We start from the raw sequence: 12,553 nt of genomic DNA, 5'->3' as shown, positions 1-12,553 counted from the left end.
AGCGGAGCTAAAGCCGAGTGCGCCGACTCTGTTCAAGAGCGTTGGCTGCGCTGCGTGGGACCTGGCCGCGTGCCGCGTGGCACGTAAAGCGCTCGGTGCAAACGCCAGTCAAGTTGGCGCCGGCGCGTAAGCGGCGCCGATTTAAATCGCTTGCCCGTCCCGTACGCGTATAGAAGCAGGATACCCACCGATTTCACTGAAGCAAACATGAAAATCACACGCACTATCTCGACTGTTGAAGTCCACACCGGCGGTGAAGCATTTCGCATCGTTACTAGCGGTCTGCCGCGTCTTCCTGGCGATACCATCGTCAAGCGACGCGCGTGGCTGAAGGAGAACGCCGACGAAATTCGCAAGGCCCTGATGTTCGAGCCTCGCGGTCATGCAGATATGTACGGTGGTTACCTGACGGAACCGGTTAGCCCGAACGCGGATTTCGGCATCATCTTCCTGCACAACGAGGGTTACAGCGACCACTGCGGTCATGGTGTCATCGCGCTGTCGACAGCAGCGGTCGAACTGGGCTGGGTGCAACGTGAGGTACCAGTGACACGCATCGGTATCGATGCACCGTGTGGTTTCATCGAAGCGTTCGTCGAATGGGACGGCGAGCACGCAGGTAATGTCCGCTTCGTGAACGTGCCGTCGTTCATCTGGAAAAAGGACGTCACGGTTCAGACGCCGTCGTTCGGCCCGGTGACGGGCGACATCGCCTTCGGTGGTGCGTTCTATTTCTATACAGACGGCCAGCCACATGGTCTCGAAGTACGTGAGTCTTCTGTGGAAGAGCTCATCCGTTTCGGTGCAGAGGTCAAGACGACCGCTAATGAGGCGTTTCCAGTCGAACACCCGGATATCCCTGAAATCAACCACATCTACGGGACGATCATTGCTAACGCACTGCGCCATGCGGGCTCCACGCAAGCCAACTGTTGCGTTTTCGCGGACCGCGAGGTTGACCGTTCGCCCACGGGTTCTGGAACCGGTGGACGTGTTGCGCAGCTCTATCTGCGTGGGGAACTAGGGAAAGACGATACGCTGGTGAACGAGTCCATTATCGGTACCGTTTTTAGAGGACGTGTCCTGAGCGAAACGACCGTGGGTGACTTCAAGGCCGTCATTCCGGAAGTCGAAGGCAACGCTTTCGTATGCGGCTTTGCCAACTGGATAGTGGATGAACGAGACCCGTTGACATACGGGTTCCTCGTTCGATAGACCGATTGCAGTAGTGGTACCAGGTTGGCGCGTGACGCTGAGCAATCGGCTTCTCGCGCCTTTTTTCTGTGCAACGCGAACCTGACCGCCACTGTGTTCCTGGGCGGTGACTCCGGCTCGACGAAGAAGCATTTTTCGTCCGTTGCCGCGCTGCTTTCATTCTTGTCCAGTGCCACAAGGTGCGCGCGCCTCTACACCAGCTTCCGGCTTCGGGGTCACAGACCGCCCGGTTAAACAGAGTAGGACCCTCACCGAAACAAACGCCGCCATTCTTCAAGAGGTTACGAGCTGGACCTGACTTCGCGACCGGCCAACCAGAGAAGAGCGGGAATCCAGGTCCTTGCCTTCAAGGTCCGCCCGCTTGTTACGAGCGAAGACATCGAGCAGTAGTGGAGAGCCGCCATATTCCGCACAGAAGTCTCGCGCGCGCTGTTGAATCGAGCGATAGCTTAGCTGGACTTCGGCCTCGCTTTGCAGCAAGTTGTACTCCGGAAGTGTCGTGTGCAGGTCGCGGAGCACGGCCAACGTCGGCGCGTTCAGCACCACGTGTCCGTTGGCAAATATTGCCTCGAGTACGTGCGGCCGCTTATTGCATTTGACGCGCAACGCCTTGATGAAACTGTTGGCCAGCCGCGAAGCTTGCAAAAACGGCAGGGGTGGGAATTCGATTTGATGGGTCTTGCCGCGCGTTCCAAACACGCGCTTCTTTGACCAATGGGCGCGAATATCTCGCACCATTTCAGCCTGCCAAACGTCGAACGCGGCACGGTCGCTCAGATTCGCGGCGTCAAAGTATCCCGGCGCGAGTTGCTTCGCGAACTGCCGGTCGGCCCATTCGTTGAACACTGCCAGTGGGCCATACGGCTCGCCGGTGTACCCCGTCGCGACTCCCCGGGCGCTCTTGGTGTCAACCCCGGCGTGTGTCACTTCCTTCGCGTGACGGAACCATTTTTCGGCCTCGCCAAGGTACTGCTGGTATTCCGCTGCAAGTGCGGCGTTGTCTGCATGCATAGGCTTCTCGTGTCTTAGTGAGGGGGCACGCGTCTGCCCACGCCAGTGATTCGAAAAGGTGCTAACGAACGCAGCGGCGAGAGTTGACGCGTCACGACGCAGTGCCATGCGGACGCACGCAATCGCTGCGGCCATATGGCGCTAATTGAGGTGCACAGAGAGAGTCACCACGGCGCGCAAGGTCTGCCTGCTGGCAAAACGGCGGCTTGGAAAAAACGGGCGCGGAGGTCCTGTCGCTCAGGCAGCGAAACTGTTAGGAAATCGACGACATCGATTGTCCACGGCATCTGTCCTCTGTTTGATATTCCTAGAGATTCTAGGCGGCCTTGAAACTCGGCAACAAGTAAAAAAGTGATAAACGACACCTTGTAAATCGCGGGTGGAGGCCGGCCGCCGACGATGTTAACCCGCTTCGGGGTGCCGTGTTGCGCCACGTCGACTTGAACATCCGTTCGGCAACTCGGGCGAACGGTCATCGGCGTTGGGGCGAACGGCTTGAAACAAGGTGTAAATTCACGGAGTAGCAGCAGAGTCAAAATTCATGAGACGGATGCACCCATGGAATCTGAAGATAAAGATGAGCTCTTGGAGACCCGATTGGTTCGGGTCCGTGGCCAGGTGCAGGGTGTGGGTTATCGGGAGGCCTGTGTACGACGGTCGAGACAACTGGGCGTCACCGGCTGGGTCCGCAACCGTATGGACGGCTCGGTGGAGGTGATGCTGCAGGGTTCGCCGGAGCAGTTGGCGGTCATGTGCGCCTGGCTCGGTGAGGGCATGTCGGCAGCGCTCGTCGATGAGCTCGAGGTAACCGAAATTCCGCCACCGTTTGCCCGCTTTGACAACTTCGAGCGGCTGCCCACGTTGTAGGTGCAAGGTCGCCAGGGCCGCACGCGCCGCGTGAGCCTTTCTAAAGCCTCGGCTGTAAGATTCGCGGCATCGCCTGCCCGCCAAAGTTTTTGAGTGGAAAGTAGGCGCGGTGTGTCTCGACGTCTATCGTCACGACGTGCGTCCCGAGGCGGGATTTGAGGCGGTGATGACGCGGGCTGAGCGAGGACGAACTGCTGAACGAAATGAGCCAAATGCTTGACTCGCTGCTCGCGCATTTCGCTGCGGTGGAAAAGAGCGCAGCCACGCGACGGAGGTGAACGGACTTCTGAACGATTCCGTAGTAGTTTTCTCCGTTCAGTATCCGTTGCCAATCGCTATGGGAAACCCGGCGTCGTAGCCGCACCGCTCGCGCGATTTGGACCACCGGTCTGGGGTAACGCCGCCGAGGTATCGGCACACCGCTGAACATTCAATCGCAAGCTGAAGCATTCGGAGTTTCAAGTGCAACAAAGTCAACCGGTGCCGGACAACGAAATGAGCAATCAGCGCATTCAGGCGGTCGAGTCGGTCACCATTGGCCAGGCGCTTTGGTACTGGCTCAAGCTAGGCTTTATCAGCTTCGGAGGTCCGGCCGGGCAGATTGCCATCATGCACCAGGACCTGGTCGAACGAAAACGCTGGATTTCCGAGAAGCGATTCCTGCATGCATTGAACTATTGCATGGTACTTCCCGGACCAGAGGCGCAGCAACTCGCCACCTACATCGGTTGGCTGATGCATCGCACGTGGGGTGGCGTGATTGCAGGAGGCCTCTTCGTCCTGCCGTCGCTTTTCATCCTGATAGGACTATCCTGGGTCTACATGGCTTTCGGCAGTGTTCCGGCTGTGGCAGGCGTGCTTTACGGCATCAAGCCGGCGGTCACGGCGATTGTCGTTTTCGCCGCGTACAGGATCGGCTCTCGCGCACTGAAGAATGCGTGGCTGTGGTCGATTGCGGCGGCCGCGTTCGTCGCTATCTTCGTTGCCAATGTCCCGTTTCCTCTCATCGTTCTGGTCGCCGGGATCGTCGGTCACTTTGGAGGCAAGTACGCTCCATCCGGATTCGTTGTTGGTGGAGGGCACAAGGGCGGTGACAAGGCGTTCGGTCCCGCACTCCTTGACGACGACACACCCACTCCCCGACACGCGCTCTTCACATGGAAGCGATTCACTGTCGTGCTTGCTGCCTTCATGCTTATATGGCTCGCGGCCATCGCGGTACTTTCGCTTGTGTACGGCTGGACGGGAACACTCACGCAAATGGCCTGGTTCTTCACGAAGGCCGCCCTGCTGACCTTCGGGGGCGCGTATGCGGTGTTGCCCTATGTCTACCAGGGTGCCGTCGATAACTACCACTGGTTGACCGGACTGCAGATGATAGATGGCCTGGCGCTCGGCGAGACTACGCCTGGACCTCTCATCATGGTGGTTTCCTTCGTTGGTTTCGTTGGTGGCTGGACCAAGGCAGTGTTCGGACCGGACGCAATAATGGCCTCTGCTGTCGTCGCGTCCGTCGTCGTAACGTTCTTTACGTTCCTGCCGTCTTTCCTGTTCATTCTGCTCGGCGGTCCCTTCATCGAAACGACCCACGGTAATCTGAAATTTACTGCGCCGTTGACAGCCATCACTTCCGCTGTGGTTGGCGTCATCGTGAACCTTGCCGTGTTCTTCGCCCTTCACGTGTTGTGGCCGCATGGCATGCATGGTGGATTCGAATGGCCCTCGCTGCTTATAGGTGTGGCTGCCGGTATCGCGCTGTTCCGGTTCAAGGTCGGGGTAATACCGGTCGTGCTGACATGCGGTGTAATCGGCCTCGCGCTGAGACTGTTCGTTTTTTGAGGCGCTTTTTACCAGCACCAGTCGCCGATGCTGCTTACGCTGCCGCACGCCAATAGAAGATCAAATAGCCTTTTACCGCAGGCTGCGACCACGAGCAGTGCCCTTGGCGAGACGCCTGCGGCACCCGGCTGCCACGAACGAAACAATACCCCTACCCCCTATGGTAGACTGCAAACCACAATATACCCCATGGGGGTATCGGGAGAGCACGATGAGTCATACGGTTCAAGAAAAGCAAAGACTTCTCAACAGGGTTCGCCGTATCAAGGGGCAGGTTGAGGCCATCGAACGGGCGCTTGAGGAAGAGCATGGTTGTTCGGATGTCCTGCAGCGGATTACGAGTTGTCGTGGAGCGATGAACGGCCTGCTTGCCGTGGTGCTGGAGGACCACATCAGGAACCACCTTGTCGATGCGAACGACGGCGAAGAGCTGGCCGGCAGTGCGACTGAACAGCTCATCGAGGTTGTTCACAGCTATTTCAAGTAGGTTTCGAAATGAATGATTTCAAAGACGCCGCATTCGGCGCAGGACATGACCATATCTTTCTGGGTGCCGGTCATGAAAAGAACGAACGAAAGACATGGGCTGTGATTGCGCTGTGCAGCGCGATGATGCTCGTTGAAATCGTTGGCGGCAGTATGTTCGGCTCGCTTGCGCTTGTCGCCGACGGCCTGCATATGTCGACGCATGCTGGAGCAATGCTGATTGCAGCGCTGGCGTACACCTACGCGCGCAAGCACGCCACCGACTCCCGCTTCGTGTTCGGTACCGGCAAGCTCGGTGACCTTGCAGGGTTCACGAGCGCCATCGTGCTTGCGATGATTGCAGTGCTGATTGGCTACGAGGCGATGTCGCGTTTTCTGTCGCCGGTACCCATTCACTTCGGCGAAGCGATTCCTATCGCGGTGGTCGGCCTGCTAGTCAACCTGGCAAGCGTGTGGCTGCTGAGCGGCGGTGACCACGGCCATAGCCATGGTCATGGTCATGAGCATGGTCACGACGACCACGCTCATGAAAACGAGGTGCGAAAGATTTTTGCGCCGTCCGGTGTGTTTGCCGTTTCCATCTTCGAAGATGGGGTGCCACCCGTTTTCCGCATTACACCGGCGACGGAGGGTTCACGACTGGACGCTTCAGCGGTGTCCGTTACGACGGTACGGCCCGATGGGACGCAACAGGTATTCGCGCTGGCGGATCGTGGCGGCTATCTGGAATCGAAGCAAGACATTCCCGAGCCGCATGCTTTCAAGGCCATCGTGCGAATGCCGGATGGCAAACACGAAGTCGAGTTCGAAGAGCATGAGCACGGCCACGACGCGCATGAGGCTGCGACCCGTGATCACAACATCCGGTCAGCCTACATTCATGTCATGGCTGATGCGGCGGTCTCGGTGCTGGCCATCATCGGTCTGGTGCTGGCGCGCGCGTTCGGCTGGCTGTGGATGGACCCCCTGGCGGGCGTGATTGGTGCGCTGGTGATTGCAAACTGGTCATACGGCTTGATGCGAGACACGGGCGCAATCCTGCTCGACATGAACTCCGATCGACGTATGGCAGAGAACGTGCGTCATGCTATTGAGGACCGTGGCGACAAGGTCGTCGACCTGCACGTATGGCGCGTGGGTCCAGGTCACATGAGTGCGGTGGTGTCGGTGGCAACAGGTGAACCCCAACGAGATTCGCGTTTCTATCATGCAGTACTCGAGCGCTTCAAGGGGCTGTCGCATGTCACCGTTGAAGCGCGACCTTCGCAGGCGGCGGCCTGACCCATGCTCTTTCGATGGTAAGACCAGCTTATCCGTTGGGTGTTTTCTTACTGCGATATCGCAAGCCCATTCCCATCATTCTTGGCGTGCTCGCCGCGACGACAATCCGCAAACGAAGAGCGTCGCCGCCTCGCGATAGCGCCGGACCGGTCAGAAATTTGGCACGGCCCCGCCAGTGAGCCATACCGCGTATTACAAACGGTTACCGGAGAGACTACTCGGTTTCACCGAGCACTTTCCGCGCCGTCTACGATGTTGTGCCGGACCCTTTCAGGCGGTCCGCATAATCTGAATGGAAGAGCACAATGAAACGCGTATTGGTTTTAACCGCGCTGGGAGTTTCCCTGGGATGTGCATCCAGCTCGGCACTGGCTCACGCGGACATCGGCGTCTTTCTTGGCGTGCCCGGCCCAGTCTACGCGGCACCGCCTTCGGTTGTCTATCAACCGCCTCCGGTCGTCTACCAATCGCCGCCCGTCGCCTACGCGCCAGTACCGGCCTATGGCTACGGATATCAGGACGAATACCGGGAGGAGCGGCGTTGGCATGACAATGGCCGGCATCGTGGTTGGTACAAGCACCACCATGACGATGACGATGACTGATGCATCGTTGTGGCGGGCTCAGTGATAGAGCTCGTATCGTGGAAGCGATCGCGCCGCAATATCACTTTCCGAATACTCTGTCGCCAAGCACGATTTTATGCATGTTCGAGGGGTAGACCCACTGAAGCGCCTGGCATTCGATAAGCTTCATGAACGCCGGTGGTCCGCTGCAGATTACTTGTGAGTTCGCGTGGGTGGGGCTCAATGCGTGAGCCGTAGCGTTCGCAATCTGCGCCTCGCTTAGACCGATTCGGTGGTTAACCTGAGCATGGTCGCGAAGTTCGTCCAGATCCGTCCGGAAGACAGCTCGCTCGGGTGTTCGAGCGAAATTGTGAATTTCCAGGCAACATCCCGCCACTGATGCGATATGCCTTGCCACACCTGCGATCGCTTTGACTCCAACGCCAGCCGAGAACAGGATGTAGCGCGCGCTTTGGTCTATGACAACGGCAGTGTCTCGCGGAACGCCTACGTAAATTTCGTCTCCTCGGTTCCACGGGAATTCTGAACTTGCTCGTGCCGTCTCGCTATCGTCCTCTTGCCGGATTCCCAGTAAAAACGCGTCACGTCGTGAAGGAGCGTGCCATAGCGGGTGCGACCGCACGGCTCGGCTTCCATTGCCTCGAGCGAGGTCGACTATCGCTCCATCTTCGAACGACGGTAGTTCCAACCGGTGCTTTATCTGCAATTCGACTGCGTGATAACCCTGGGCGAGTGGCCACTTCCGAGTCACAATCGCTGCAATCATCTTGTCGTCCATATTTGCTCCATTACGAACTGCGAAGGATGGGAGGGTGCTCCAGATGACATTGCAGAATTGCGGCCGACCCGAAGCTTTATGTTCAGCCGGATTCAGAGTAGGGCGCGTCTATGTTGACCGCAAGATGCGATCGTTGAATGCCGTCTATATGACATCCTTGATAATCATTCGTGTGCTGGCTGCTACTGCTTGCAGTCTACGGCGCCTTTCTCACACAAGGGACGGCCACCGCCGGCGCCACGCAGAATCGGGCGGGACGACCGCTCATCCTCTTTGCTCTCAAACATCCGATCGATGCGACTCGCTAAGGATAACTACGGGAAGATTGTCATGCTCCTTTAGCAACCTACGCTTCAAGTATTGCGTCGAGGGCTGCGAAGGATAGTGGAGTCGTGTCGCGTATCCAGGGCGGGGCGGTTCTCCGGCCGCCTTTTGTCGTCCGCGAAAGCCGTTTTTTTGGGGCCGCTTCTTCGGGTTAGCCCAAATTCAACGCCGCTGCGGGGCAGTATTAGAATTAGTGATACTAGGTCGTAACATGCTGTTTTTCTGAATTCGTCACCATAAACTGGTTTCCAAGGTGCTCTTCACTTGAGCACCAGAACGAGAGACAGGAGACGATTGTGAACAAACACATATTGCTGGAGGACTTGCCGCTTCGCCCCTTCCACGTGGGAGTTGCCTTCAGCGGAACGGGCGGGCAATTCAGTGATGGTTTCGTCTTGGGAATTATCGGAATTGCCGTCAGCATGGCTGCCGGTCCGCTTCATCTCGATGCCCTATGGATGGGACTGCTTGGGGCGGCGTCGCTTGCAGGGCTCTTCTTTGGCAGCATGCTGGCGGGCCCGATTGCGGACAAATACGGCCGTCGGACGATTTTTGCGTTCGACATGCTGCTCTTCGCGGTGGTCTCCGCTGCCCAGTATTTCGTGACGTCGCCCGAGCAGTTGCTGGTCTTGCGCCTCGTGCTCGGGTTCATTCTCGGCGCCGACTACGTGGTAAGCAAATCCCTTGTGACGGAATATTCGCCTCGTCGCTATCGTGGACGTCTGCTTAGCGTGCTCGCGGCGGCGTGGGCCGCCGGGTACGTCGGTGCCTACCTGGCCGGCTTCGCGATGCGGGATATCGGCCCTGACGCATGGCGCCTCATGCTGGCGGCAAGCGGAGTTCCGGCCCTGCTGATTCTTCCGTTCCGGCTCATCGTGCCCGAATCGCCGATGTGGCTGATGAAGCGTGGTCGCGGCGATGAAGCGCTTGCCATCATCCATCGCAAGTTCGGTCCAGAAGTCATGCTTTCGAAGCAGACCGTGGCGCCTCAACAATCACGCGGCGCCTGGTCGGAACTGTTCTCACCGCGTTGGCGCAAGAACACTATCGTTGGCTGCGTCTTCTACACGTGCCAAGTCATTCCTTACTTTGCGTTGGGCACCTTTTCACCGAAGGTTCTTGAGGCGCTGCAAGTAAAAGACAAGTTCGTGGGCGGTCTCGTCTACAACATCCTGCTCTTTGCCGGCGCAGTGATTGGCCTGCTGCTCATCGATAAGCTCTCCCGTCGCATGTTCCTCATCGGGACCTTCTACTTTGCGGCGCTTGCCTTGGCTGTGCTCGCGTACGCCAGCTTTGGACCCATCGGCACGATGCTGGCGTTCGGGCTCTTCGCATGCATTCTGTCAGCCGCGGCAAACCTCGAATTCGTCTATCCGCCCGAACTCTTCCCGACCCACCTTCGAGCATCCGGCGTCGGCTTCGCCGTCGCCTCAAGCCGTTTCGGTTCTGCCATCAGCACATTCCTGCTGCCGCTCGCAGTGCAGCACGTTGGCATTCACGCTGCGTTAGGTGTCTGTGTTGCGGTGCTGCTTATCGGCGGAGTCTTCTGCCATGTGCTGGCTCCGGAGACGGGTGGGGAAAACCTCTCGGACGTAAAGTCCGATGCTGCGGGCGAAGACCAACCGATAGCTGAGGAGCGACATGACGTATCCATCGCCACCTCAGCGTTGAGACGCAGCAAAACACGGTTCTGATTGCCCATAGAGAATGGCGGTCCGGACACGCGAACACAGGACAGTACGCTCTTATCAGGACGCGCCATGTCGCCAATCAAACCCATCGATATGCATGCAGTACAGGTCTTTGTCGCCGTCGCCGAAGAGGGAAGCATGTCGTCGGCGGCAGCCAGGCTGGGTATATCTCAATCAGGCGTGTCGCAAATCATTCGGCAACTCGAGGAAGAATTGGGCGTCGTCCTTGTCAACCGCACGACTAGGCCGCTGGCGCTAACACCCTTTGGCATCGCACTTCGAAATCGAGGCGCCGTTTTAAGCGAAGAGATTGCGAATCTGAAGGCGCAGGTCGTAGAAGCCGGACGAGGCATCAAGCCGGACTTGCGTATCGGGCTGGTCGACTCGTTTGCGTCTACTTGCGGCTCAGTATTTACAAAGAACTTGCTGGGAAAAGTTTCGCAGCTGTCGATACGTACCGGGTTGAGTCCCCAGCAGGGAGAAGCGCTTCTGCGGCGTGACCTCGACCTGATTGTCACGAGCGACCCGTTAATGGATGCGAATGACGTGGTTCGGTATCGACTTTTTTCGGAGTGCTACTTCGTCATAACGCCGAAGGCACTCAGGAGACCCGTGCGAACCGTCGAGGATGTACGAGCGCTTGGCAACAGCTTGCCCATTGTTCGATTCAATCGCACTTCACAGGTTGGGATGCAGATTGAGCGATATTTGCGACGAATTGAAGTGCGGCTTCCGAACCGGCTTGAACTGGACAACGCCGATGCGTTGACCTCGATGGTTGCGGAAGGAATTGGATGGGCCATCACGTCCCCAATGTGCCATCTTCAGGGGGTGACGCATGCAGGCAACGTCGCTATCCATGTGGTTGAAAAGTTGGGTCTCGAGCGTTCTCTTTACCTGGTGGCGCGCAGGGACGAATACAACGCATTTTTTGATGACGCGTGCGATACCGCGCGCGAGGTCATTGAAACGTCATTCTTGCCGAGGCTGAAAGCCTTAGGCGGAGAAATAGAGAAACTTATTACCGTTGGCGAAAGGAATTCTTATGAATAAGCTTACTCAAGGTGAACAGCGAGTCGAACGTGACTATGTCGGTGAAGTCACCATTCCAGGCGACAAGCTGTATGGAGTCAACACGGTTCGCGGAGTTGACAACCTCACGGTTTCGTCTCTGAACATCGCCCACTACGCGCAGTTCCGAGACGCTTTCGCCCAGGTCAAGTGGGCTGCGGCTCTGGCCAACTGCGATAACGCGGTCCTGACCAAAGAGCAATGCGAGGCCATCGTCAAAGCGTGCCAGGAAGTCATCGAGGGGCACTTTGACGCTTCGTTCGTGGTCGACCTGATGGAGGGGTCGGGCGGGACATCCACCAACATGAACTTCAACGAGGTCATCGCCAATCGCGCCCAGCAGCTTTTGGGTCACGCTGCCGGAAACTATGAAGTGATTCATCCGAATGACCACGTCAACCTGTCCCAATCTACGAACGATGTCTATCCGGCGGCGTTGGAAATTGCGACGTACGCAATGCTCGACCCATTGATCGAAGAGCTCACGCAACTTGCTGCCCTGTTTGATAGCAAAACCACCGAGTTCGCTGACATACTGCATCTCGGCAGGACTTGCCTGCAGGACGCCCAGCCCATGCGTCTGGGTCAACTGTTCGGAGGCTACGCGTCTCTGACACAGCGTTTGGCAGAGGAGCTCATTGCGGTCCGGCATAAGCTCCGAACACTTCCTTTGGGTGGCACCGCAATTGGAACCGGCTTCGGCGCGCCCGCCGGTTACCGTGCCGCTGTGTACGCGCACCTTCGCGACATCACCGGAGTCGACTATCACGCGCCAACGAATCCGTTCGATGCAATGCAGAACATGGATGTGTTCTCACGCGTTTCGGCTGAACTTCGCACGTGTGCTGTTTCTCTCGCGAAAATCGCATCCGACCTGACGGTCCTGTCGTCGGGTCCTGTTGGCGGCCTTGGAGAGCTGAAGCTGCCGGAAGCGCAGGCCGGGTCATCCATCATGCCGGGTAAGGTGAATCCTGTCCTGCCGATGGCGATGATTCAGCTGAGCTTCGCGGTTGTTGGAAATGACGTTGCAGTTGCGCAGGCAGTGCAGTACGGCGAACTGGAAATCAACCATTTCGAGCCCGTGGTCGCGTCGCGCGTTTTCGACAGCATTGCGCTGCTCACAAACGGCATTCAGCGCTTCTCGCAGAAGTGCGTCAAGGACATCAAGGCCGATATTGCGCGCAACGAGCAACACTTGATGGAATCCATGGCGGTTGCCACGGCACTGGTTCCGAAGATTGGCTACGCTCGTGTAAGCAAGCTTGCGCGCCAATCCGTGGTCGAAGGCCGCTCTCTGGTCTCGATTCTGGACGAGTCCGGACTGCTTTCCAAGGAAGACACCTTCGCGGCAATTCGCAAGGCGTCGTATCCTGTGTTTGACGCGTAAGCGTTCGCTGCGAGCG

General features: G+C 57.8%; 10 protein-coding genes and 1 pseudogene. 10 read left to right on the top strand and 1 reads right to left on the bottom strand.

Annotated elements, in window-relative coordinates:
* Nucleotides 1-16 precede the first annotated feature (16 nt).
* Together P0D80_RS30495 and lhpH are read left to right on the top strand one after the other, a co-directional pair.
* Nucleotides 17-130: pseudogene (locus P0D80_RS30495) on the top strand (delta(1)-pyrroline-2-carboxylate reductase family protein); the annotation flags it as partial.
* A gap of 77 nt (nucleotides 131-207) precedes the next feature.
* Nucleotides 208-1,215 carry a trans-3-hydroxy-L-proline dehydratase gene (lhpH, locus tag P0D80_RS30490; RefSeq protein WP_408289387.1) on the top strand — a complete coding sequence of 336 codons (1,008 nt, stop codon included), beginning with the start codon at nucleotides 208-210 and terminating at the stop codon, nucleotides 1,213-1,215.
* Between the two features lie 273 nt (nucleotides 1,216-1,488).
* Here lhpH and P0D80_RS30485 read toward each other — a convergent pair whose 3' ends face one another.
* The gene (locus P0D80_RS30485) at nucleotides 1,489-2,226 is read right to left on the bottom strand and encodes a hypothetical protein (protein ID WP_408180351.1); all 738 of its coding nucleotides are present in this window, start codon (nucleotides 2,224-2,226) and stop codon (nucleotides 1,489-1,491) included.
* Between the two features lie 558 nt (nucleotides 2,227-2,784).
* Between P0D80_RS30485 and P0D80_RS30480 the strand changes: the two genes are divergently transcribed.
* From P0D80_RS30480 to P0D80_RS30445, 8 genes are all read left to right on the top strand, one after another.
* Nucleotides 2,785-3,093, top strand: coding sequence for an acylphosphatase (locus P0D80_RS30480; protein ID WP_132375587.1), 309 nt, complete (start codon nucleotides 2,785-2,787; stop codon nucleotides 3,091-3,093).
* A gap of 495 nt (nucleotides 3,094-3,588) precedes the next feature.
* On the top strand, nucleotides 3,589-4,932 hold the full coding sequence (gene chrA, locus P0D80_RS30475; RefSeq protein WP_408180389.1) for a chromate efflux transporter: 1,344 nt from the start codon (nucleotides 3,589-3,591) through the stop codon (nucleotides 4,930-4,932).
* Nucleotides 4,933-5,143: 211 nt separating this feature from the next.
* Nucleotides 5,144-5,419, top strand: a complete 276-nt coding sequence (locus P0D80_RS30470; protein ID WP_408180352.1) for a metal/formaldehyde-sensitive transcriptional repressor — start codon at nucleotides 5,144-5,146, stop codon at nucleotides 5,417-5,419.
* An 8-nt stretch (nucleotides 5,420-5,427) separates the two neighbouring features.
* Nucleotides 5,428-6,699 carry a CDF family Co(II)/Ni(II) efflux transporter DmeF gene (gene dmeF, locus P0D80_RS30465; protein ID WP_408289381.1) on the top strand — a complete coding sequence of 424 codons (1,272 nt, stop codon included), beginning with the start codon at nucleotides 5,428-5,430 and terminating at the stop codon, nucleotides 6,697-6,699.
* A gap of 305 nt (nucleotides 6,700-7,004) precedes the next feature.
* The gene (locus P0D80_RS30460; RefSeq protein ID WP_408289378.1) at nucleotides 7,005-7,304 is read left to right on the top strand and encodes a hypothetical protein; all 300 of its coding nucleotides are present in this window, start codon (nucleotides 7,005-7,007) and stop codon (nucleotides 7,302-7,304) included.
* Nucleotides 7,305-8,684: 1,380 nt separating this feature from the next.
* A complete protein-coding gene (locus P0D80_RS30455; protein WP_408289375.1) occupies nucleotides 8,685-10,082 on the top strand; it encodes an MFS transporter in 1,398 nt (465 codons plus the stop codon).
* A gap of 66 nt (nucleotides 10,083-10,148) precedes the next feature.
* A complete protein-coding gene (locus P0D80_RS30450; protein ID WP_408289372.1) occupies nucleotides 10,149-11,132 on the top strand; it encodes a LysR family transcriptional regulator in 984 nt (327 codons plus the stop codon).
* Nucleotides 11,125-12,537, top strand: coding sequence for an aspartate ammonia-lyase (locus P0D80_RS30445; RefSeq protein WP_408289369.1), 1,413 nt, complete (start codon nucleotides 11,125-11,127; stop codon nucleotides 12,535-12,537). The genes P0D80_RS30450 and P0D80_RS30445 overlap by 8 nt, the downstream gene beginning before the upstream one ends.
* Nucleotides 12,538-12,553: the final 16 nt, after the last annotated feature.

It is taken from the genome of Paraburkholderia sp. RL17-373-BIF-A, assembly GCF_046030175.1.
Lineage (GTDB): Bacteria > Pseudomonadota > Gammaproteobacteria > Burkholderiales > Burkholderiaceae > Paraburkholderia.
This window is presented reverse-complemented; position numbering and strand designations above follow the sequence as displayed.

What these genes read in the sequence shown, in the direction of transcription:
- P0D80_RS30480 (WP_132375587.1), top strand. Translation starts at nt 2,785, where the DNA reads ATGGAATCTGAAGATAAAGATGAGCTCTTGGAGACCCGATTGGTTCGG.
- P0D80_RS30485 (WP_408180351.1), bottom strand. Translation starts at nt 2,226, where the DNA reads ATGCATGCAGACAACGCCGCACTTGCAGCGGAATACCAGCAGTACCTT.
- P0D80_RS30450 (WP_408289372.1), top strand. Translation starts at nt 10,149, where the DNA reads ATGTCGCCAATCAAACCCATCGATATGCATGCAGTACAGGTCTTTGTC.
- P0D80_RS30470 (WP_408180352.1), top strand. Translation starts at nt 5,144, where the DNA reads ATGAGTCATACGGTTCAAGAAAAGCAAAGACTTCTCAACAGGGTTCGC.
- P0D80_RS30460 (WP_408289378.1), top strand. Translation starts at nt 7,005, where the DNA reads ATGAAACGCGTATTGGTTTTAACCGCGCTGGGAGTTTCCCTGGGATGT.
- dmeF (WP_408289381.1), top strand. Translation starts at nt 5,428, where the DNA reads ATGAATGATTTCAAAGACGCCGCATTCGGCGCAGGACATGACCATATC.
- chrA (WP_408180389.1), top strand. Translation starts at nt 3,589, where the DNA reads ATGAGCAATCAGCGCATTCAGGCGGTCGAGTCGGTCACCATTGGCCAG.
- lhpH (WP_408289387.1), top strand. Translation starts at nt 208, where the DNA reads ATGAAAATCACACGCACTATCTCGACTGTTGAAGTCCACACCGGCGGT.
- P0D80_RS30445 (WP_408289369.1), top strand. Translation starts at nt 11,125, where the DNA reads ATGAATAAGCTTACTCAAGGTGAACAGCGAGTCGAACGTGACTATGTC.